General features: G+C 43.8%; 14 protein-coding genes. 6 read left to right on the plus strand and 8 right to left on the minus strand.

Translation table 11 applies throughout. The features are described from left to right. Positions 1-85: 85 nt before the first annotated feature. From DQQ10_RS06350 to DQQ10_RS06365, 4 genes are all read left to right on the plus strand, one after another. A complete protein-coding gene (locus DQQ10_RS06350; RefSeq protein ID WP_112745989.1) occupies positions 86-877 on the plus strand; it encodes a response regulator in 792 nt (263 codons plus the stop codon). A 114-nt stretch (positions 878-991) separates the two neighbouring features. Beyond that, positions 992-1,735, plus strand: a complete 744-nt coding sequence (locus DQQ10_RS06355) for a sensor histidine kinase (RefSeq protein WP_112745990.1) — start codon at positions 992-994, stop codon at positions 1,733-1,735. Next, positions 1,704-2,426, plus strand: a complete 723-nt coding sequence (locus DQQ10_RS06360; RefSeq protein WP_112745991.1) for a LytR/AlgR family response regulator transcription factor — start codon at positions 1,704-1,706, stop codon at positions 2,424-2,426. Before DQQ10_RS06355 ends, DQQ10_RS06360 begins: the two co-directional genes overlap by 32 nt. 156 nt (positions 2,427-2,582) lie before the next feature. Further along, positions 2,583-4,883: a cation:proton antiporter gene (locus DQQ10_RS06365; protein ID WP_112745992.1), complete on the plus strand. Its 2,301-nt coding sequence runs from the start codon at positions 2,583-2,585 to the stop codon at positions 4,881-4,883. 76 nt (positions 4,884-4,959) lie between these two features. Here DQQ10_RS06365 and DQQ10_RS06370 read toward each other — a convergent pair whose 3' ends face one another. Next, positions 4,960-6,123, minus strand: a complete 1,164-nt coding sequence (locus DQQ10_RS06370; RefSeq protein WP_165823814.1) for a PQQ-dependent sugar dehydrogenase — start codon at positions 6,121-6,123, stop codon at positions 4,960-4,962. 177 nt (positions 6,124-6,300) lie between these two features. On the opposite strand from DQQ10_RS06370, the gene DQQ10_RS06375 reads away from it, so the two are divergent. Together DQQ10_RS06375 and DQQ10_RS06380 are read left to right on the plus strand one after the other, a co-directional pair. After that, positions 6,301-7,071 carry a DUF72 domain-containing protein gene (locus DQQ10_RS06375; RefSeq protein ID WP_112745994.1) on the plus strand — a complete coding sequence of 257 codons (771 nt, stop codon included), beginning with the start codon at positions 6,301-6,303 and terminating at the stop codon, positions 7,069-7,071. A gap of 214 nt (positions 7,072-7,285) precedes the next feature. After that, positions 7,286-9,874, plus strand: coding sequence for a Kelch repeat-containing protein (locus tag DQQ10_RS06380; protein ID WP_245970306.1), 2,589 nt, complete (start codon positions 7,286-7,288; stop codon positions 9,872-9,874). 48 nt (positions 9,875-9,922) lie between these two features. On the opposite strand, the gene DQQ10_RS06385 is transcribed toward DQQ10_RS06380, so the two are convergent. The 7 genes from DQQ10_RS06385 to DQQ10_RS06415 form a co-directional block, all read right to left on the minus strand. Beyond that, a complete protein-coding gene (locus DQQ10_RS06385) occupies positions 9,923-12,427 on the minus strand; it encodes a glutaminase domain-containing protein (RefSeq protein WP_112746238.1) in 2,505 nt (834 codons plus the stop codon). Between the two features lie 30 nt (positions 12,428-12,457). Continuing rightward, positions 12,458-14,743 carry a GH92 family glycosyl hydrolase gene (locus DQQ10_RS06390; RefSeq protein ID WP_112745995.1) on the minus strand — a complete coding sequence of 762 codons (2,286 nt, stop codon included), beginning with the start codon at positions 14,741-14,743 and terminating at the stop codon, positions 12,458-12,460. Positions 14,744-14,780: 37 nt separating this feature from the next. After that, positions 14,781-16,961, minus strand: a complete 2,181-nt coding sequence (locus DQQ10_RS06395; RefSeq protein WP_112745996.1) for a hypothetical protein — start codon at positions 16,959-16,961, stop codon at positions 14,781-14,783. Between the two features lie 155 nt (positions 16,962-17,116). Next, entirely contained in the window at positions 17,117-17,932 is an 816-nt protein-coding gene (locus DQQ10_RS06400) for a DUF3823 domain-containing protein (protein WP_112745997.1), read from the minus strand. Positions 17,933-17,961: 29 nt separating this feature from the next. Further along, positions 17,962-20,019 (minus strand): RagB/SusD family nutrient uptake outer membrane protein, encoded by a 2,058-nt coding sequence (locus DQQ10_RS06405; RefSeq protein WP_112746239.1) that lies wholly within the window; start codon positions 20,017-20,019, stop codon positions 17,962-17,964. Positions 20,020-20,050: 31 nt separating this feature from the next. Continuing rightward, positions 20,051-23,251: a SusC/RagA family TonB-linked outer membrane protein gene (locus DQQ10_RS06410; protein WP_245970307.1), complete on the minus strand. Its 3,201-nt coding sequence runs from the start codon at positions 23,249-23,251 to the stop codon at positions 20,051-20,053. A 14-nt stretch (positions 23,252-23,265) separates the two neighbouring features. Continuing rightward, positions 23,266-24,723 carry a glycoside hydrolase family 76 protein gene (locus DQQ10_RS06415; protein ID WP_245970308.1) on the minus strand — a complete coding sequence of 486 codons (1,458 nt, stop codon included), beginning with the start codon at positions 24,721-24,723 and terminating at the stop codon, positions 23,266-23,268.

Consider the following 24,723-nt stretch of genomic DNA (forward strand, 5'->3'; position numbering starts at 1 on the left):
GTTATCGAGGCAGCACAACGCAAATACCCCATCTGGATCATCCAAACTCAAATAAAATCCATATATTGACGAGTAAACCTTTACTTTGCCAAAAACAGTTATCATAATTGATGATGATCAGGACGACCTCGACGTCATAAAGGATGTTATCAAACTCATTGATGATTCGATTTTGTGTATCACCTTTACGCATCCGGAAGAGGCACTTCGTGTGATTACGAAGGAATTAATCTTTAGTCCAGACATTATTCTTTCCGACATCAACATGCCGCGGATGCATGGTGCCGTGCTGCTCAAGAAGCTGCGAGAAACGCCAGCCTTAAACGACACCATCATTGCTATGTTAAGCACGTCGATGGCCAACCCGCTCGCAAACACGCTTACAGAATCAGGTGCTGACTTCGTACTGCAAAAGCCCGTGAAAATGGACGACTACCACGCCATGCTACACCGGATTTTCCTGATGCAACGAAGCTCCGCTCAAAATCAAACGCCACCTCATGATCGCGGCGTCGCGACAGCACCCATGAGTTTTGGCGACCTCATACTAGACGATCTCGTGCATGAAAAAGCCTCAATCTACATTATTGATTACGCATGGAATTACCTCTTTGCGAACACTACAGCGATCAAAAAAGTAAACGGTTATGGCATTGTAGGAAAAAACATTACCGACGTTTGGAAGGAGCTACCACAATTTAATTTCGAGCCAGTGTACCTGATGTTGAAGGATAAGGTGAATAATCGTGTTTCGATGGAGATCAACCAACGATCACCATTGACGCGTACGTCGATCAAAATTACAGGCAAGCCATTAGCGGATTGCTACCTCTTTAACATTTCTGAAGTACCGGAAGACAGCACGAAGTCTATATGATGACCACAACGGACTGACTATCCGCGCCGACGCATTCCAAAAGGTACGTTACCCTACACCGGACAACATCGTCCTATGATAGTTTTTAATCATTCCTTCTATCTTTGCCCAAGGATGAAAATTGAAGGACTCATAACGATTATAACGCTCATTGTTGCCGTTGCAAGCATAGCGTTGCTCTTCAGATACGTTGTCACCTTAAGGCAGCAGGTTAAAGACCAGGGACTCACGATAAAACAACTTCAAACGCAGCAGTACGACAAACTCAATCTCGTAGAGACTACGTTGAGTCCGCACCTCTTTAAAAACATTCTGAACTCGATACAGTCACACGCATACCAAACCTACTTTGCACTCGACAAATTAGGAAACGTACTGGACTACATCCTATATGATAGTCGTCAAGATTTTGTTACGCCGAAGGAAGAAATTGTTTTCATTCAGAATCTCATCGAGATCAACAAAATAAAACTCAGTCCGCTGTTTGAACTTCAGGTTAAAACGAAGATAGATGAGGACGAAGAATACTACACAAAAAAAATACTGGCACCATTAATCAGCATCGACTTGATTGAAAATGCATTTAAACATGCGGACATTCAGAGTGCCGACTCGTTTATCAAAGTGGTTATTGAATTGCACGGTGGCATGTTTTCACTTGTCGTTGCCAATAAAATATCACAGAAGCCACCGCTTCTCAAACAAAAAAGTGGCCTTGGTATTAAAACATTGGATCAGCGATTGCAACTCATCTACGGCGCTTATGCAACAATAGACCGAATACAAGAAGGCGATCAATATATTGCTCAACTTAAAATCAAACTGCGTGATTACAAAATTGAGATGCGTTCTGCTTGACGATGAGTTGCCAGGTCTGGCGTATTTAAAAATGCTTTGTGAGCAAATTGCAGAAGTTGAGATCGTCAAGGCATTTAATGATCCGCAAAAATTCATGACGGGCATTTCGTCGTTAGACTTCGATGTATGCATCCTTGACATTGAGATGCCTAAGATGAGTGGGATGCAGGTTGCTCAATTGCTGAAAGATAAATTAATCATCTTCGTTACGGCCCACAAACAATATGCTGCCGATGCATTTGATCTCGATGCTACCGACTTTGTTGGAAAGCCAGTAACGAAAGAACGGCTAGCAGTAGCCATAAAGAAAGCATACGAAAGAAAGAAGATAAGATCGCATGAACGACACATAATCCAGCTAAACACCGACAAAGGCAAAGCCCTGATCGACATTACAAACATTGCCTATATCACAACTTCGGAGGTTGATAGCCGCGACAAAGTTGCAGTAATGATCGATCAATCATCTACGGTATTGAAGAACATTTCTTTCGAAGCATTACACGATCAACTTCCGCGAAGTTTATTTTGCAGAATTAGCAAGAAGCAGCTCATCGCATTAAAAATCGTGACGTCATACACACACGCTGAAATTTCGACAAACTTAACACACGGCGGAGTTATTGTGACGCTTGCGCTTAGCGAATCTTATCGCCAGGACTTTCAACATGCCGCGAAGGGAATTTCGTAGCAAAAAAATTCCGTTTCATTACATTTAACCTTTGTAAGGCGAAATATGTCTCGCTGTGTTCATTATCATTGGATTTTCATTTTCAGACGATCAAAAAAATCGGGGGTAGCGGGGTCGGATTGAAAGAAATGATCCTGCTTTCACCCGGCCAATGTTATGGAGCGTAGCCTTTCAACGAACAGCAGTTACAAAAAAGCTGGATTTTACATCGCCGTAATCGGAGCATTTGCGTTTTTTATCTACTTCATCTTGCAGCGTGGATCCGCCCTCGAGGAAGGACGCGATATCGCGACGTCCGTTACAGACACAAATTACTGGACCGAGTTTATTGTTTCACTCAAGCATAGCTTCTCGCATCCACTTGCAATTCTTCTGGGGCAGATTGCAACCATCATTATCGTTGCAAGATTCTTCGGATACCTTGCCGGAAAAATTCGCCAGCCAGCCGTTGTTGGAGAAGTCATTGCCGGGATTATCCTCGGGCCATCGCTGCTCGGATTATACTTCCCCGAATTTACCGCTACCCTTTTCCCGAAACAATCGCTGGGCAATCTTCAATTTCTTAGTCAGATTGGACTAATCCTATTCATGTTTGTGGTTGGAATGGAGTTAGACCTAAAAGTACTCCGTAACAAAGCACACGATGCTGTAGTAATCAGCCACGCGAGTATCATCGTTCCTTTTGCACTCGGCGTTGGATTTGCCTTCTTCACGTACGAAACATTTTCACCGCCCGCCATAAACTTCACATCATTCGCTTTGTTTATGGGGATCGCGATGAGTATCACGGCATTTCCCGTGTTGGCGAGAATCGTGCAAGAACGCGGACTTCAAAAAACCAAACTCGGCACAATTGCGATTACATGCGCAGCAGCAGATGACATTACAGCTTGGTGCATCCTCGCCGCCGTTATCGCTATCGTAAAGGCCGGATCATTTGGCAGTGCCATCTTCAGCATCATCATGGCGGTAGGTTATGTTTTCGCGATGCTAAAAATTGTCAAGCCATTCTTAAAACGCATCGGCGACTTGCATAGCTCTCGTGAGAATCTCACGCAATCCATTGTCGGAATATTCTTCCTCACGTTAATCCTGTCAGCATACGTCACAGAAGTCATTGGCATCCACGCATTGTTCGGCGCATTTATGACGGGCGTGATCATCCCTGATAGCAGTAAATTCAGAAGCATCTTCATTGACAAGGTTGAAGATGTTGCCGTGGTACTTCTCCTTCCGTTGTTCTTTGTGTTCACCGGTCTTCGCACGCAGATCGGTTTACTCAACGATGTGTCATTGTGGGCCACCGCAGGAATTATTATCCTAATCGCCGTCACCGGAAAGTTTGTTGGCAGTGCGCTCGCAGCAAAAATGGTAGGTCAGAATTGGAAAGATAGCTTGTCTATTGGCGCACTGATGAATACTCGTGGCCTCGTGGAATTAGTAGTGCTAAACATCGGCTATGACTTAGGTGTACTAACACCAGAAGTATTCGCGATGCTTGTCATTATGGCGCTGGTCACAACGATGATGACTGGACCAGCACTCGACTTGATCAACAAAATATTTAAAGATCAACCAGAAACAACCGTGACACCAAACATAGCCAAAGCCGCGCAACATAAGATCCTGATTTCGTTCGGCAATCCTGAAACCGGAAGATCAATGTTCAGGCTTGCAAACTTCTTCACAAAAAACTTAAATGAAAATTCGCACATCACCACAATGCACTTGACGCCCGGAAGTGATTTGCATTCTTTCAACATTGACGAATACGAGAATGAAAGCTTTCATCCGATCATTGAAGAATCGCACGCTTTAACACGAAAGGTAAGTACGTTGTTCAAAGCATCAACCGACCTAGAGAGTGATATCGCAGAGGTTGCGAATAAGGGCGACTACGACCTTCTCCTTGTTGGGGTTGGTAAATCCATCTATCAGGGAACATTATTGGGTAAAATATTGGGCTTTTCAACCCGCATTCTTCACCCCGAAAAACTTTTCGAAAAAGTATCTGAAGCAAATCCTTTCGTTGATTCGGCGCTTGACGACCGAACCACAACCATACTCTCGAAGACAAAAATTTCAACGGGCGTCTTTATCGATAAAGATTTCACAAAAGCAGATCGGATTACAGTCGTGATGAATGGACAACAAGACGCGTTTTTATTAGACTATGCACAACGATTCATTTCCAACAACCAATCTCAAATTTTGCTTGTACAAAAACAGGACAGCACGGGTTCAGATAATAGCGTAAGAGAACGGATGCGTCTGATTAAACAAAATGCACCTAATCATTTATCAGATTATATAGCGAATGAATTATCCGTTTCACATTTCGAAGGTGTAGATCTGATGATTACGAGTTATCCAACGTGGACCGCGATGGTACGCAATCAAGAGAAAGCGCTCGTCGACGCTCCTTCAACGTTGATTATACGAAACACACGCATTTAGCTTTTCTAGGTTTACATCCACAGGTCTACTCATCATCACGAATAGACCTGTTTTTTCTTCTTGAAGCCGTGAAACATTAGTCGGCGTATTGCCTTACTTCTTTCTGATCAAACACTACAATTCGATCGTCGATGGTGAGGGGATCACCTCTGCCGTCTTGATTACTAACGGCAACATATATCTTTCCATCGGGACCTTCTGCCACATTACGAAGTCGTCCGAGCGCGCGATACAAGTATCGCTCCACTTTATCGATCTGAGTTGCATCGTCCGACTTAAACACAACACGATACAACGCTTGGCCACGTAGGCCAGTGAACAACATCGATCCTTTCCACTCGCCGTGCACAAGGAATATTCCACCAGTTGGTGCCCACGTAGTAGTATCTCCGCTATGATACACTGGCGTTTCTAAACCGGCTTGCTGCTGACTTCCGCGTATTAGCGGCCATCCATAGTTATGTCCTGCTTGTATTAAATTAATTTCATCCATGCAACATCCCTGTTGCTCCGACGGGCCATGCTCTGTCGAAAAGAGATTGCCCGTGCCCGGTTGAAAGGCAAGTCCTTGTGGGTTTCGATGTCCGAGTGAAAAGATGTAGGACCCGGCAATCGGATTATCGTCGGGTACGCCACCATCACGTGTCATGCGAAGGATTTTTCCATTGAGCGAAGATTTATCTTGTGCTAACGCTGGCGCAAACACCTCTCCGACTGTGACGTACAGCATTTCGTCGGGCCCGAATTCAAACGCACCAACGTTGTGTAAATGGTTACCGCGAATATTATCAAGCAACACTTTGTCAAACACAGGTTTTCCATCGTCGTTCTTGTAGCGAACTATCTTATTGGTCAGTTCTATCGGCGATATCTGACTTGCGTAGGTGTATCCAAAGTAGACATAGTGATTTGATTGATAATCCGGATCCAATGCAATTCCGAAAAGTCCCGACTCTCCCACTTCCTCAACAACAGAATCCAAACGTAGCCACGGTTTCGCGTTCCCGCTTGCATCTACGATGCTGATTATTCCTGGTCGTTGCGATAAAAACAAGCTGCCATCGGGCGCGAACTGCATTTCCCATGGCGTATCCAAACCCTTTGCAAACGTTCGACCGATGTTTTTAGTATCGTCGTGATCATCGTCATCATCATCGAACCAGTCGTCGCATGCACTTATTGCGAACGCAAACAAGATGAGGGCACACGGGTACTTGAGGCGTTTTAAAATATTTTTCATACGTGTGTATTTAATTGACTTACTGCACGAGCAACGTAACCTTCTATACCAACGATAATTCAATGCCATTGTCGTTGGGCTGTACATGAAGAGGTCATCAAAAAAAGTGGAAACATCTCGGGCATGTTCTTTTGCCACCTTTGAATTTAAACATGACTGAAATCCAACGGCGTCGCTATGCGTAAACAAAAATCGATTGGCAAATTTTTCGGCGGAATTAGCGGTTTAATCCTTCCAATGCCTAAATACAGATTTCCCGCTCCATTTCAACACAGTTCACGCCTGACTTATTACGCTTCGATTTTCAACAGTATCGAGATTAACCGTTCATTTTATATTCTGCCGAAGGGAAAGACAATGACGAAGTGGTCGCATGAAGTAGAACAAAATTTCAAATTTACGTTCAAGCTATGGAAGGAGATCACACACGCCAAGCACCTAAAGTTCCGAGAACAAGATGTCGTACAATTTATAGAGTCTATTGATCATGTCGGTGATAAAAAAGGATGCATATTGATCCAATTTCCTGCAAGCATTAACGCGCAATACCTCGATCAATTAGTGAAGCTTTTCAACGTCATCCAAAAACATAATCACAAAACAGCTTGGCGCATTGCTGTCGAATTTCGAGACATCACATGGTATGCGAAAGAAACTTATAAGCTCCTTAAAACTTACCATGCCGCGCTCGTCCTTCATGACAAATCAAAAGGAAGCTCCCCTCATATTACAACAGCCAAGGATGTATATGTGCGCTTTCATGGTCCGGGAGGAGACTATCGCGGTTCGTATCCAGATTCCTTCTTGCGTGAATATGCGACCTATATCGTCGAATGGTTAAACATCGGAAAGTCTGTCTACGTCTATTTCAACAATACCATGGGAGAAGCCTTTAACAATCTACAAAAGCTTAAGGAGTACATAGCGGAAGAAATGGAAATGGCTTAAGGGTTTAAAGCATTGAATACGTATGCCTCTTAACGACGATAGGGCAATCTCAAATTACTCTCTAACCAAAAACGTTTTGAATACATTTCTGCAAAAAAAATCCTTCTCATTCGCTGGCAAGAAGTAAAATAGCCGGTTGTCTCCGAAAATAGGATTAGAATGAGAAGGAATTAGTAAACTCACCGTCGTTTTTTTTACTTTGTTTGGGAAAACAGTGAATAAACCCTATTTAAGTAGAATGCAGGGACACGTGTTGCGTTTCTTTTGGAATTTTGAAGGTATGTATCAGTCAAAAAGAGAATTTTGGTGTATTTTCTTCGTTTTTAGCTTTATTTCGCTGCAAGCATCGCAACCAGGAGGCTTAAAATTTCATGGCAGTGAACAACCAATAAATCAGCGGACTTCATATAATGTTTTCGGCAACAAGACTGCAGAATTCGCCGACTATTACGCGATCGAATTTAAGCTATCACTTTATCCCACAACTGAATTCGGGTACATTTTACGTATCAAGAATAAAGAGAGCAATCGCATCTACAACTTATTTTACGATGGGCAGGGAGACCGACTCACTTTCAAATTCAACGAAGAAGGTAAGAATAACCTTATCGTGGCAAACCTAAACAGAGAAAAACTCTTAAACATGCATTGGTTTAAGATGAAAATTCTGTTCGATCAAAAGGGTGATTCGATAAAACTTACGATCAACGACCAAACATATAGTGTCGGTAATGAGAAGCTACCTGAGACTTATTACCCTGTCATTTTGTTTGGAAAAAGTGATCACATCATTGACGTACCATCATTCGCCATTCGAGATCTGTCGATTGGCAATCAGGAAAAGTATTTCTTTCCACTCAATGAAAGCAAGGGAAACGCTGTGCATGACGCCAGTGGAAATACTTTTGGGGAGGTCTCAAATCCTGAGTGGCTCGTGAACGATGCGTACCATTGGCGATACAAAACATCATTTAAATCGCAGTCCGTTGCTGGCGCGAATTACAATCCTGAAAAGAAAGTATTGTATTACTACAATCGCGATACATTGTATATCTATGATGTTCGCTCCGGAGAAACTACGTTCAAAATTTTTGATCAGCAGTGTCCCGTGAATCTCACACTCGGCATGAACTTCATCGATGCAAAAAAGAATAAACTGTATTCATACGAAACGTACTACGCCCCACCGAAAGACACCTATGAAGGCCCAACGATTGCAAGCTTAGATTTGGAGACCTTCCAATGGACAGCTGAAAACTATGAACAACTTCCAAGTCCATTACATCACCATGGTTCTTACTTCAATTCCGCGACCAATCAGTTTACGTTATTCGGTGGATTTGGAAAAATGCGCTACAGCAAAGATTTTTTCACCTACGACATCAGCACGAAGACATGGGATACGCTCTCAGGATTTACGGGAGATTTTTTATCACCACGCTACTTCTCGTCTGTGGGGTATCTAAAGAAGACTAACTCCATTTACATATTCGGTGGAATGGGTAATGATTCTGGTGAACAAACCGTTGGAAGAAAATACTACTACGATCTCTACAAAATAGATCTAAATACAAAGAACGTTACGAAGTTGTGGGAGATTCCGTGGGAACAAGACAACATGGTACCTGTTCGGGGAATGGTAATACTCGATGATTCATGCTTCTACACCCTGTGTTATCCAGAACACTTTTCAGAATCGCTTCTCAAGTTATACCGCTTTTCGTTGAAAGATGGTCAGTATGATATTTTAGGTGATTCAATTCCTATCCATTCTGACAAGATCACTACGAATGCAAATCTATACTATGACAGCACGCTCAATAACCTCTTTGCTGTTGTACAGGAATTTGATAACGACATCTCCTCCGATCTAAAAGTCTATTCATTAGCCTTCCCTCCGCTTACGGTTGAAGAATTAGCGACCTATTCAAAAGACAAAACCAGTTACGCTGCATTTGTGATCTTACTTTCTTTTTCTTTGGCTATTGGCATCGGCTATTTAATTTACAGAAAGAAGAAAACGGGCACTGCATCGCCGGAAGACACTTCAAAACAAGAGTACGTGCCGAACGCTAAGGCGGAAGTCGCGATGCGCGCGAATGCTATTTATCTTTTCGGTGAATTCACAGTGCGCGACCGAAACAACAAAAACATCACGTACATGTTCAGTGCGCAGCTGAAACAAATTTTCTGTCTGATCCTACAATACACCACCACAGAAGGCGGTATAGCATCTCAACGTCTTAGTAACATCTTGTGGCCCGACAAGGCTGCCGATAAAGTCAAAAACTCCCGCGGTGTTACAATCAACCATTTACGCAAGGCATTGAGTGAACTCGACGGTATAGAGCTCGTGTATGACAAAGGATACTTTAAGATTGAGCAAAGTGATGCATTCTATTGTGACTACGAGAGATGCATGTTCATCATTTCCACCAATGACATCGAAAAACACCGGGATGAGCTGATCGAAATACTTTCGCGTGGAAAATTCTTACAACTCTCCGACCACCCGCTATACGATTCACTTAAAGAAGAGTTAGAAAAGAAATTAGAACCGGTACTGCTCTTAGAAATGGAGAAAAGTTTCAACGCTGAACTCTATCCTACGACGATTGTATTTGCAGAAGCCATTTCAAACATCGACCCGCTCAATGACACAGCGCTGACCTTTCAAATTAAAGCGATGCAGCGATTAAAAATGACTGACGAAGCGCGGATCAGATATCAAACTTTCATTATTGAGTACAAAAAAATAATGGGGACTGATTATCCCCATCCTTATAAAAATATTATTGGCTAGATCATCATCTCCATTTCAAATCGAGAAGGGAGATGATGATGGTTAACGCTATTCTAACATCTTAATGTAGTATCCACCAACAACAGATCGCGCTTGAAATCCGACTTGCGTAGCGTCTGGTGTTTCATACCAGTCGCCCATAGGTACGCGATCCGGGGTTTCAGTAACATAACCGTAAAGCGGATCAATGAACTTTTTGAAAGTAGTTGAATCATTCGCCAAGGTTGCTGTCCAAATAATCCAATCTGACTTCGTATACGTTCTACGGTTGTCTAACGGCAAACCATACTTATTCTGTTTGGTCAAGTAGTAGGCAATTTCTTTCTGCGTTACTTCTTTTGGGAAGATATCAAGTTTCAAAAGTTTATCCCAAACAAGGTTATACTTCTGGCTCCATGTTCCTGTTTGATCGAAAGTCAACTTGAAGTGATCGCCATCATCCGCCATCTTGATCCACTCTTGCGCCATTTGTTTCGCTTGCGACGTATACTTTTCAGCGATGTCTTTTTTACCAAGCATTTCTGCAAGCTTACCATAACCGGCAATTCCCATAATAGCCTTTGCCGAGAGGTTCACATTGTGCGCAAAGTGTCCAGCGAAGTCATCTGTGCAAAGTTGGTTTTCGGGATCAAGTCCATTTTCAAGAAGATAGTTTGCCCATGTCGTCAACGCGTCCCAATGTTTTTCAGCATACTTAGCATTACCTTCAACATTGGCAATCGCTGTTGTCAGGATCAGCATATTTCCACATTCCTCTACTGGCATATCACCACCATATGTTTGACCATTAGCAAGTGGATATGTTCCTACATCATGAGCTGCAAATGGTTTTGTCCACTTTCCGCTTTCGGTGTAATAAAAGATGGGATTCAACATGCCCTTTAATAATTCAGGATTATACTTAAGGAAGAGCGGTGCCGATGGATAAGTGACATCAACGGTACCAATTGAGCCATTGCTGAAATTCTCCTTTGACAGGAACAATGTATTGCCTTGCGGATCCTTCACGAGTTTGTGCGCGGCAATCGCCTGACGATACGCCAACAAGCAAAGACGCGCGTAGTTCTCTCCGCCAGCACTGAGCGCTTCTTGATAGATTTTACTATCGAGTGCATCACAACGTTCGATAATCTTCTCATAGTCCGCAGCCGCAGAAGTCAACGCATTATCAAAACTCACTTGACCATCTTTTGTCCACCACGCTTTTAAATTCTTTCCGAAATATTGAATGGACTCAACATCATTATACGCTAACATCACATACCCCTTCGCTGGTGTTGACGATACTTTATGAAGATTATCGGTGTACGCAAGCACAGGCATTGCGTTAGACATCACGGCTGTGATCTCTTTATCCGAAGATGTTACCGATCCGCCTTCCACAAAAGATTTCTTCATTGCTGAGAAATCGCCAATAGCCACCGCGTTGTTTTCAGACGATGTTGCCGCCAAATAGAAATGCCCCCAATCAATACGCACGTTATCGCCCTTCTTTTGTAAAACCGGCTGTTCTGTAGTTCCTGCTTTCGCAAAGTTGACGTTATCGCTTTTACCCGTCGTCAATTCTACTTCCTGGTTTAATTCATTGACAGCCCACTCAGGTGTAGCGTCGAAATAAACTTCAACATCATGTGACTGACCATCTTTCGACACAACTTCATAGCTCACGTAATTCACAGGGCGTGAAAGTAAATCTAAGTCGTCCATAAGCAGTGGCGACGCAAATTCGACATGTAGATCTACTGGCCCACACGTGAAATCATATTTTGTTTGCGTCGCTGTAATCTTAGCACTTTTCTGAACCGCTGCTTGCGCAAATACAGGCTTGATGTCGCTATCCTTAAAAATACCAAAGTCAACATAAGCTAATCCACCGCGATCAAGACAATGTGCGGCAATCACATTTTGGCCATCGGACTTCAACAGACTTTTATCCAACTTCAATGTTACATTCGTCTTCGCACGGTTACCGGTGTTAACGATCTGCATTCCATTCAGGTACAATTCGAAATCGTCGTCGTGTGAATAAATCAGATATAGATCGCCTTCATTGTTAATGGTTGGCATCGTAAACGTACGGCGTACCCAAATCTCCTTGGTTGTCCAGGGCGTTTTAGTCTCTCCTGTATTCGGTGTGCCAAATGCAGCTTTGCTAGTTTTCCAAGACGCATCGTTGAATTCCGACTTCTCCCACCCCTTTGATGGCTGTTGTGTTACAAACTTCCCGTCCCAGGCTTCGTACTTCGCATTCGGCAACACTGGCTGCAACGGGATCTCTTCCTTTCCAAGAAAGCGATACGTTTTACCGTCAACACGAATAGCGCCGATCAAAGAATGGTTCTTTCCCGTCCAGTGTTTTACGGGAGAGTCGAACAGTTGATCTGATGTAGACCACGCGCTTGTATAGGGGTCTATAGTAATGAGCGGAAACGCAGGAGCGCGAAACGCAACGCCAGCCTCTTCTGTGCTTTTTCTCTCTTGTTGAGTACAAGAACCAAGAACGATTCCCACTACTACAAGTGACAATATTTTATTAAAGGATTTTGTGAACATATTATTAACGCTTAACATTTTTTGTTACCACTATTTTTCGTTCGAGAAAGAATACGGAAAGTCACTCTTCTCTATACCCCGTTTCTTATTTGGTACGGCACTCATCTTGAATTCAATTTTCGCACCTTTCATCAAATCATCGTGCGTTAAATAGTTTTTAGAATAAGGCTTTCCATTTACTTTCATCTCAGCAACGTAACGATTTTCTTTCGCATTATTTGCCGCGTTGATCGTGATTTCTTTTCCATTATCAAGTTTGATCTTTACAGACTTGAATAACGGAGATCCCAAGATATACTCATTGCTACCCGGACACAATGGATAAAAACCGAGCGCAGAGAAAACATACCACGCTGAAGTTTGGCCATTGTCTTCGTCACCGCAATATCCATCTGGCGTTGGCGCATAAAGTTTATCGACAATTTCGCGTGACCAATATTGCGCCTTCCACGGTTCGCCTGCGTAGTTGTATAAGTAAACCATGTGCTGAATCGGTTGATTACCATGCGCATATTGCCCCATATCCATTACCTGCATTTCACGCATTTCATGAATCATTGAACGACTCTTCATTCCTTCCGCGCCAGGAATTATAAACACAGAGTCTAGCATGTTTACAAATTGCTTTTGACCGCCCATCAATTGAATTAGTCCCGCGGGATCGTGAAAGACAGACCACGAATAGTGCCAGCTGTTACCTTCCGTAAAATCACGTCCCCAATCGGTTGGACTGAAAGCATTCGAATATGATCCTTGGCTAGATCTTCCGGCCATGAGCTTGCGTGGAGCATTATACAAATTCTTATAATTCATGGCGCGCTCCGCATAGATTGCTATTTCTTCCTGCGGCTTGTTCAATGCTTTACCCAATCGATAGATCGTCCAATCATCGTAAGCATACTCCAACGTACGCGCAACGTTTTGATCTACTTCAACATCATTCGGGATATAGCCATGCTTGTTGTAATATTCGAATCCTTTTCTACCCGATGCTGACACTTTCGGGTGCACACTGTTTGCTCCATGCTTGAGCGCCTCCCACAACGTTTCAATATCATACCCGCGCAAGCCTTTCAAATAAGCATCAGCTACAACCGATGCTGAGTTGTTTCCGACCATGATATCACGGTGCCCTGGACTTGCCCACTCTGGTAGAAAGCCACTCTCTTTGTACGCATTCGCGAGGCCTTCCTGCATTTTTGTATTCTCCGCTGGGTAGAGAAAATTTAAGAATGGAAAGAGGCTGCGGAAAGTATCCCAAAAACCAGTATCCGTAAACATATGGCCGGGCAACACGTTTCCATTATAAGGACTATAATGAACGACATTCCCCTTCGCATCTATCTCTGAAAAATTCCGCGGAAACAAAACCGATCTATAAAAACAAGAATAGAAAGTTCTCAGGTTATCAATATTATCATCCTCGACTTTGATTTTTCCAAGAACATCGTTCCACCGTTGCCTTCCTTTATTCACAACTTTATTGAAGTCAGCATCACCAAGTTCCTTTAAATTACGCAAAGCTTGTTCTTCGCTAATGAAAGACGACGCTACGCGTGCATGCACTTGCTCGTTGTTAGTCGTATGAAAGCCAATGATCGCGCCCGCGTGGTTTCCAGAAAATTCTTTCTCGCCGTCTACAATCTTTCCATCCTTCACAATAGAAAAACTTGCAAACGGTTTATCGAATACAATCACGAAATAGTTTTTAAAATTTGAAGGAACGCCGCCACTATTACGGGTTGTATACCCTACGATCTTCTTTTCTTCCGGGATTACCTTCACAAAAGATCCTCTATCAAATGCATCTGTCACGATGAATGCGTCCTTGCTTTCAGGAAAGGTAAAGCGAAACATAGCAGCGCGTTCTGTCGGTGTGATCTCCGTTGTTACATCGTGATCGGCCAAATGAACGCTGTAGTAGTATGGTTTTGCAACTTCCGCTTTATGTGAAAACCAACTTGCGCGTTCGTTCTCGTCAAATACAGCTTTGCCCGTGATTGGCATAATCGAGAATTGACCGTAGTCATTCATCCAAGGACTAGGCTGATGGGTTTGTTTAAATCCCCTGATCTTATCCGCGGTGTAGGTATACATCCAACCATCACCCATCTTTCCAGTTTGAGGTGACCAAAAATTCATACCCCATGGAAGTGCTATCGCGGGATATGTATTTCCTGTCGAAAGCTCATACTTAGAATTCGTCCCTACCAATGTGCTTACATAGCCAACAGGATCAGAAACCTGCGCGTGCACGTTCAGCATCAGAACCCACAAAAAAAACGTCGATGCTAATAATCCAATTTTCCTCTTCATTGTTCTTACTAATTTATTTCTATATCAATTCAAGTCTTTACCAGGTCAACTTTACAGTCACGCCATCCGGATCGTTCTCAAAACTTAGGAAGCAAGTTTTACTTGCTGCATCCCAAGATGTTTTCGTATCGATCATGTTTCCATGACCATTAACAACTTCAATTTTATTGGGTTTCGCCGGCATGTACACGCGCATAACATTCAGCGTATTTCGCGGACTCTTTACCACAAAAGCATACGTGTTTTTTGAAACCTTCTCTTCATAAACGCGTGATGCCGAGACGAGCACTTGTGGCGTCTTTACATTTTCTATGCGACCAATGTTATATAAAAACGCTTGTTCTCCTGGGTTCACTTTCTTTGTATCGAGTACAGGTATTTCCGGATCAAAAAGATCAATCAATTTTCCATCTAGCGTGTATGTACTTTGATCTGGGTTCTCATCGACAACGGAAATTATTTCATACGGTCCCCGCGTCAGCGTAAAGTGATTTTTAAACGTAAGCACACCACCTTGCTCCTCATAAAGCTTCTTCACCGTATTGATGTAAGCATGATCGCGATTTTGCGCAAGGACGAATTCTTTTGGATCGCTTCGGATGATACAAACCTTCCCTGCACCGATCTTATATTCGCCCTCAGAAAATGGTGCTTTCACACCAAGCTTCAAAAACAGATGTTCCGAAGGGGCATTAAATTTCTCCTCACCTGTATTCCACCACTCTTGCACGCGCTGAAACGCATCGTCATCTTTTCCACAGTATACCAAAACGCCACCTTTCTTCACCCACGCAGCAAGGAAATCGTGCGCCAACTTATCCATTGGCTTCATATTCGAATAAGACATCACCAATACCTTCACATCTTTCAATGTATTCTGAAAAGAAACATTCTCGATGTGAACTGTTTTTACAGGCACACCGCGTTTGATAAAAGGAAATGCTTGTCCATAGAAATTTGATAGCTGCGGATCATCGTATCCTTGGTGGGTAGGGAAACGCTGAAACATGAGCGTATTCGACATTAACACCCCAATACCATGCGCACCGCTCACTTTATTTTCAGAACGCGGCATCGTGTTCAACGCGTTGACCATGACTTGCATCTGCGTTGAGTAGAATCTCGGGATGCGCTCTTTTTTTTCGTCGTTTGCACGCGTACGATAAAGTCCTTCGTAGATGCGATCGGGCCAAGGCATTACTTCATAGTCGGCGATCATTGGATACAACAGTTGCGCTGTAAAAGTCGCCTGATAATTTCTTTTGTAATCAGCCCAATCACGTGGCCAATCTTCAATCGGATCCGTAAGAAAAAACATTTTCCTACCCGTCGGTGCTGTCATTGATTCCATCGAACCATATTCCAGAAATGCCGTTTCGAATACGCGTTCTTTCTTATTGCCATCAAAATAATTCGGTTCGCGCGATGTTCCTGTCCACACCTGTGCGATGTATCCATCAACACAAGGCAAAGACGCTAAACTTGCTTCTGGACTTACAATCATCCATTGCGCGTAATTCACAAGAGAATGCGTTGGCACATAGCAACGTATATTCATGCCTTTACTTTTGCCGTATGTTTTTGCAAAAGTGAAACACTCGTTCAGGGCACGATAGTAGAGATGGTACTTTAACTTGCTAGACAAATATGTATTCTCAGCGGATTCGTGCTGCGGTCTCCAATCGAAACCATAGTAGGAATTCCATTCTCTTTTGAATGCTTCGCTGTAACCAGCCCTAGCCCAGAATTCCGGTTCTTCCAAATAAATTGCATCGATACCTGCATCGATTACGCGTTTTATAATTTTCTCCTTCATGTACGCGATGAAGTTCATCGAAGGCACGATGTACGGAACCATATGCCCATGCCACAGCGTGTCGCCCTTTTGTGTTACTTGCCCTTCATCGAGGTGCATTTTACCATCCCACTTTCCTGTGAAGTAATCTTGATATCCTCCCCATGCTATGCCGGTCATGAAATGCGTTGTATAACCACGGTCACGCCAACTTTTAACGCGCTGTTCAAACGTCATGGTACCGCGATCTTCCACGCCATAAACAATCGCGACATCGGCCCGCACATCTGTTACTGGTTTCCATGGACCTGCGGTTTGAAAGGTCGTTTTTTCTGCTGCCACATTTTTAGCCTTTTCAACCTTTTGCTGTGCCAACGCCTCACAACACAGTAGCGTCAACATCGCTATACACAGTTTCTGCATTCGAATCAATATTGTTTTTAACAAGCGCCTTTACATGTTGCATCACAAGTATGCAACGGTTGGCCTACACTAAATTTGATACTGCCTAAATAAAAAAAGGAAAGGCTTAAAGCCGTCTCCGAAGAAACGACTCTAAACCCAACCTGTAATGATTTTTAAGGAATAAGAAGTTGCAGTGGTTCGTTGTAGTTCCATCTTCTAGTTCCACTACCCTTCGGGGTATCGTAATTTATGCGCGCTGCTGCACGAATAAACACGGCTCTACCTGGTGGTATAGTTCCACTTGACTCGATGTTGATCGTTTCACCCAACAATGCATTGAAAGCAGAACCTGTGTATTCGATCTTGTTCGACCAACGCTCATCACGCGCACGATACCCAACGGAAGAAGAATAACTCACGAACAATTGAATGTCGGTCACATTCAAGAAACTTCCGTTGTAACCACCCATCGGCTCAACCTTTGCACGGAATATTTCTGGTGATACCCCGCGTGTAACACGTACTTGTGCTTTTACTTTTCCGTTTACAACCTGAGGCTCGCCAACCCATTCTACATTAAGAAATGGTTGCACTTCGAACTTCACAGCCTTCACACCACTCACGTCCACGATTTGTGATTCATCGGCGAGCGGAACACCGCGCTCGTCTTCGCGCACAAGTGGAATAAATGGTCCATCAATTCGTACGTAGTATGTTCCTTTAAAAAGTTTAGTATTCTGAAATTTGCCATCGGGCATGCAAAAGAAGTCAGGGTTTGGCGTTGCATTTTCGCCCCAGCTGTCTTCAATCAAGCGTACGCGAATACCTTCGCTACCTTGATCTGTAAGCACAGGTTCTCCGGTGGCAACATCGACCACTTCGCCCTGCAATGTTTCACCTGGTTCCTCTTTGTTATCAATTTCAAACAGGCTGCATGAGGTGAAGGACGACAGCGCTACCAGTGCTATATAAAATGATACCTTCTTCATTTTCGTAATTTCTAAGTGTTAAATAATTCTTATCGATTCGGTTGTTGATCGATTACTGGGCTCTTCGATACCTCGCCACCAGGGATAGCAAAGTAGTAGTCCACCACGTTGTATTCGAATGTCTTCAAGCTTACCCATTGAAAACGGGCGTCGAAGAAATACTTTCCACTTTGTGTCGAGAAGAATGGATACAGTCCGCGGAAGCGATAGCGTGCACTGCTGCTGAAGGTATCTTTATTTCTAACTTCGCCCCAGAAGCCATCGCGTTCTTCATAGTGCTGCACTCTCCAGCGACGGAGGTCCCATTTCGTTTTATGCTCAAGCGCTAGCTCTTTACGACGTTCCTTACGAACGAGGTTACGTCCGGCAATCGTGCTTGTAATGTTTCCAACAAGTGGCTCCGCTCCTGCTCTTTCTCTGATTTCGGTAATCGCAGAAGTCGCTGTTTGCATCATGTCTGATCCATCGGGAGACGCTTCACCTGCTAACGATAACTCGACCGCTGCTTCCGCGGCATTGAGCAATACTTCGGCGTAACGCATCAACACAAACGGTTGTGCCGATCTTCCTTCTCCCGCTTGAAATGCTGGATCTGGATTCAACCACTTCCGACCATACAACCCTGTAAGACAACCTTCTCCGTTGTCGTAAAATGGACCGTTAGCCCCAGCTGCCGTGATGTTGTTCCCTTCATACGAAACAATCTCTTGACCATTACCTTCTCTTGGACTGAGATAAAGTGTTTTCGATGCTTGTTTGTAAGCGGTCAAATTCTGATAGCGATTTTCCGCATCAGCATAAGAATAGTTATTGAAGAGCGGACTGATTGGTGTCGCACCTGTGTATACACCCGCACGAATTTCCATTTCCTTGCCTTTGAAAACATCGCCAGGAAAAATCACGTAAGCACGAAGACGTGGTTCAGCATTCTCAAAGAAATCCATTGGAGAGTCATACATCAAATAGGTCCCTTCTGTGTTGGTAGAACCTGATGTGACCTTAATTGTTCCATCAGGATAACGATCGAATCCGTCGAACAATTCCAAGAAGTCAAGTGTAGGACAAGTACCAGACGCCAACGGTGCTTTAAACACGAACGGTGCGCTGTAGGCATCATACCCATGTGTAAATGTCGGATAGCCGTACTCTTTGATGTAGATACTTTCTGGACTAGTTAAATCACTAAACATGTCGACCATGTTCTGATACTGTGCTTGCGGGTCATTTGCAGCCCATCTTCTTTTATACAAAGAATATTGTCCGCTGTTTATTACAGCACGCGCAGCAAGGTAGGCTTCTCTGAAATATCTCTTCGACGCTATTGCGGCTGTTGTTTCCGAAAAACCAATCACACGTACACCAGTTTTTTGACCGAGGCCAGTAAGTCTACCGGGAACTGTTTCATTGTATTTCGCAACACTGCCTGCATACAACATCGCCTCCGACTTGAAAGACAGGGCTACATACTTATTTCCGTACCCTTTTTCTGGACTTATTGGTTGCATAAGCGAGGCAGCCTGATCAAAATCAGCGGCAACCTGATTCCATGTTTCTTCTTCTGACGCGCGTGCAACTTCGGCGTTATCTCGTTCTTGCGGATAACGAATCACACGTGTCACTAATGGGACACCACCGAAACGTTTTGCCATGGAGTAAAACACCATTGCTCGTGCGAAGTAAGCTTCACCTAAATAATGGTTATAGGTAACTTCAGGGAAATTGCTTTTGAAATCAGGAAGCGTCTCAATCAAATAATTTGCATCGCGAAGCAACACAAATGCCTCAGACCAATAGGGTGTACGCTCATTTGTGAACGCCGAACAAATACCGTCGCGATTCAACGCTTCTCCGGTTCCTTCAATGCCCATAGAGCCAAGCCATGAGTTATATTCGAAACCCCACTGCGCCATGTATTTAAAATCTTCAAACGGCATGCGGCTATACATGCGCGCCATATAAACACGCATCCCAGCTTCATTCGTGAAAAGCGTTTCATCGCCAATCACATTTGTCGGCGGAACATCCAGCTCCGCACAACTTGAGAAAGTGAATAAGCCGATCAGGAATAAGATATATATCCTTTTCATAGTGTAATCTAATTTGATACTGTAGTCTTCATTAAAACCTTGCGGAAACACCGACTGTATATGTCCTATTCAGCGGATACAATCTTCCAAGATCATCGTCTGGATGTTCCGGATCTACAAACTTCACACCGGTGATGGTAAACACATTGTACGCATTGGCAAATACACGCAAGTTCATGGCCGACAAAGCTTTGATTTTCTTCGGAAGTGTGTAGCCAACCTCGATGCTCTTCAAACGGAGGTAAGCGGTGCTTACGCGATTGAAATCCGAATTCTCACGTGGATATCTTCCTGTAAATCCATAGTAGCCGCCAGTCCATTCCGTGTTTACGTTGTATGGATCGGCCGTCGGATCTACGGGATGCCAACGGTCGGTATACTGCTCCAATGTACCACCACCGTTTGTTCCCCAGATGGCGTACAATGGTTCTTTATATTGCATTGATCCTAACGCTGTTCCTTGAAACAAGAAATTCAAATCAAAATTCTTGTAGGTCGCATCATATCCCAAGCTAAAGTTTAACCATGGTGTTTGATCGTATGCGTATGGATGTTCATCCAAACCGCTGATCTCTCCGTCACCATTCCAATCTTCGTACTTGTAATCACCAGGTAAAACGTCGCGGTCTTTATAGATTGGATAAGACCAGATATCTTCCCAGTTCTCGTAACGCCCCGCACCTTCATAACCAAATTGTACACCTTGATAGCGGTAGCTCAAGTTGTCATTACGCCACCGGTCGTAAGAGTTACCCCATGGACCTTTTTCACCGGCATACAAATATTTGTTACGCGTGATGGTAGCAATCGCTTTCACACGGTAAGCAAGTTCTCCGATTCTATTGCGATGTGATAGTTCGAGATCCAAACCGAATTGACGATCGCTATTGAGATTTTCGCGTGGTGCTTCTGTGCCGACAACAGTAGGTATTCCGCCTTGGAGACGCGCATGAAGTCCTTCACGATAACGCTCAAAGTAGTCTACCGAAAATCCGAAGAGGCCATTCCATCCTTCAAAGTCAACACCGACGTTAAAAGTAGAAGCCGTCCACCACGTGATCTGATCATTGGGAACGATCAGCGTAGCGCTATTGACGAACTGTCCGCCCAACACATAACCTGGCGCGTAGTGATTGTAATAACCTTGACTGGCGTTCGTACCCACTGCTGGATAGATGTATCCCGGATACCATTCATATCCAAGTTTATCATCATCTGCAGTTTGACCGTAGCTAGCACGGAATTTTAATTGATCTACAAACGAAAGCGCCGAAACTGATTTAAAGAAAGGCTCTTCTGAAATTCTCCATCCTATCGATCCTGAAGGGAAGAAACCCCACTGATCATTCTTCACAAATTTCGATGACCCATCATAACGAAACTGAAACTCTCCGATATAGCGATCTGCAAATGTGTAATTCAATCTTCCGAACACAGCTGTGTTGGAAATAGTATACAGATCATCTGTGCTTGATAACATCCCGCTCATTTGATTCTCGGTAACACCACCCAATAGATAATCTATTGCAAAAGCTAAATCACGCTGTGCATAATAGTTATCGCCTTGTTTTTTTTGTGTCTCACCGCCCAAAAGTGCCGTCACATTGTGAACACCGTTAAAAGTGCGTTTGTAATTCAATAGAAACTGCCCCAACAACTGTTGTCTATCGAACATTTCGCGGCGCAGCTGATTGGGTGAACTTGAATTATAAAGCTTGGATTCATAGACCTCCGTGATCGGATTAAAAGCGTATTGATAATACTCTCTTCTAAAAATCGTGTTGTCATCATGACGATAGTCGTAGCTGATCAACGCACGCGCCGACAAACCTTCAAGCGCAGGATTTAACGTTTCGAAATCGAAGTCTAATGCCGCCGATGACTGAAAATATTTTTGCTTAAACTTTCTATATCCAGAAATATCTGATGACATCTTTGCGATAGTATTCTCTTCAAGATCGAGGCCTTCGTAGCTCAACATCGTGTTTTCCGGATCTGCGTAAGCTGGGAATAGTACGCCTTGTCTCCAATAGTTTCTGATGATATCCACAGAACTTGAGTACGGCGTGTTACGCTGATCAGCGACACCGCTGAGGTTAACGTTGAACTTCAGCCCCTTTACAAGCTCTGTCGTGATGTTGGTTCTTAAATTATACTTGTTATAATTCAAATCGCCAGACTTGAAGATACCTTCCTGGAAGAGATATCCTCCAGCGATGTAGTACTGTGTTTTTTCCGTACCACCTGTGATGCTTAAATCGTGCTGCGTTTGAGGAGAAAAATCAGAGATGAGTAAATTATTCCAATCCGTTGAGCGGCGTGCACCCGTACGGAAAGCTTCGAAATCATCTTCTGTGTAGATGATACTTCCGCCGTTGATATTGTTCATCGAGCGCTCGTTGTAAAGCGTCATTGTCTGATATGGATCAGCCAGGCTCGGCAATCCTGCGGGACGTTGAAATGTAAACGATCCATTGTACGCAATTTCTGTTTTGCCTGCCTTACCTTTCTTCGTCGTTACAAGCACCACGCCATTCGCTGCGCGCACACCGTAGATTGCTGCTGCTGCATCTTTCAATGCAGAGATGTCTTCAATGTCGCTAGGATTCAAGCGTTGAAAATCGGCCATGGTACGCGGCACGCCATCAATTACAACGAGAGGGCTACCCATGCCGCGGATATCGAACGTGTTGTTGAATGTACCGGGCTCAGAACTCTTTTGCCATACACGCACACCGGCAACGCGACCTGTGAGCATGTTCTGCGGGTTCTCATTCTTCGTTCTCATCATCTCATCGCCTTTGATGGCTGCAACCGAACCCGTGAGCGTTACTTTCTGCTGCGTACCGTACGCAACAACTACGACTTCACTGAGTTCTTGAAAATCGGCAACCAATGAAACGTTAATGGATGTTTGCGCTGCGACTGGAATTTCCTGTGTTGTGTAACCAATAAAGGAAAACAACAACACCGCATTGGGATCCGATACGGCGAGTGAATAGTTTCCATTTGCATCCGTGGTTGTACCGCGGTTAGTACCTTTAATCACGACGCTTACGCCCGGTAGATCAGAGCCATCTTCTGAAGTGGTCACTTTACCGGTTACTGTTATCTCCTGCTGTTGTACTGCTCCAAACACCAAAGCGGGAGCAAAAACAAAGCACTGTATAATCATTCCGAATACGGAATATCTTATCAGGTTTAATAATTGCTTATGTGTATTCTGCATCATACTCAATGACTTTATCATTTTTGAAGTTCATATCGTGCGAGTACGGCGTACTCTGCTGCGAAAGCAAAGATGAACATGCCTTCGGTGTTATTCTTCCCTCTATCACGATTCCAACCCACGAGTAAATTTGTCGGAAGAAAACCTTTGTATAAAAAGTTATCATATCCGTAATCCAGATTCTTTTGGAATGAACTGATATAATCCGACACATTTTGATATGATGGATGCACATCCACATAGCCGCGCATCAACACACCATTAAACCAATTTCTAAAACCACTGATATCGTATGTATAATATCCTTCTTCTGTCTGACCGAGCTTGGCAAAGTATTGAAAGCTTGCATCCGACAATTTCTTATTGTCTTCATCATACATGTCGTCACCCGTTGCGCGCAACAGATCAGCACCACCTGAAAGCATTGAGCCGGTGTTGTACGTGATCGCTGGGCCCACGCGGTCCTGGCAAGAAATTCCTTTGCGATAAACAGTACCGTTAACGTTCTCCGTTTGCGGACTTCCCGGTGAGCAACCACCTCTCATGTCATCGTACACACCATCTGCGCGTAACAACTGGCTCTTTTGCCAATCATAAATTCGCTTTGCAAAATTAAGGTAGTAGTCGCTCTTCTTCACCACTTCGGTGAGTCGTGTTTGCTTATCAGCCGCATCAATATAGCGATGTGTTATTTCATCATTTTTACCTTTGTACAATTCATGAAGCCATACTAATGGGCTCACCATCGGTCCGTTGCTACAAGCGTGCTTCGTCACATAGCCTGGTCCCCATGTAATACCACCGCGTTCAGCGCCACTGCCGTCACGTGTGCAATCCCATCCGTCGAGAACATATTCTGTCAGATATTCAGCGCGCGCAAGATATGCTTGCTTGCCGGTGAGTTTGTATGATTCGAGTAGTTCGCGAATAAGCCACATCTGGTCATCGTAAACATTCTCGATTCCTGCCACCTGCGCAGTACCTTTTCCACCACCACGGTTAACACCATACACAGACCATTCTTTCGTTTGCGTGTAGGACACCAGTTGGAACGTTCCTTTGTAGAAGTCGGCGTTGTCGATCAATCGATCGAGTAGTTGCGTATACCTTGTGAAATGCTCATTGTGAAGTGTAGCATTCCCTTCTTCTTTCTGCACTTCAAGAGCATGAAGAATAGCATTGACCGCTTCAATTGCACTCGTGTACATCCACACACTTCCCTTTTCATCAGACCGCACGTTCGTGTAAGGATTATAGTAGCGGGCCATGGCCATCCCGTCTCCTGTGAAGTAAGACGCGATGGCGTTATCGGTAAGCGCGATAGCACGGCGAAGATTTTGATCTGCAACGTTGACTTCCCCAGGAGGATCAACAGGACCATTTTCAGATGAATCACTGCATGCTGCAATGATGGTCATCAAAATGAGAATGCAGGTTGTAATGGTTGTTCGAAATAAGATCATTGTATAATTCAT

This window comes from Pseudochryseolinea flava (assembly GCF_003286915.1).
Lineage (GTDB): Bacteria > Bacteroidota > Bacteroidia > Cytophagales > Cyclobacteriaceae > Ohtaekwangia > Ohtaekwangia flava.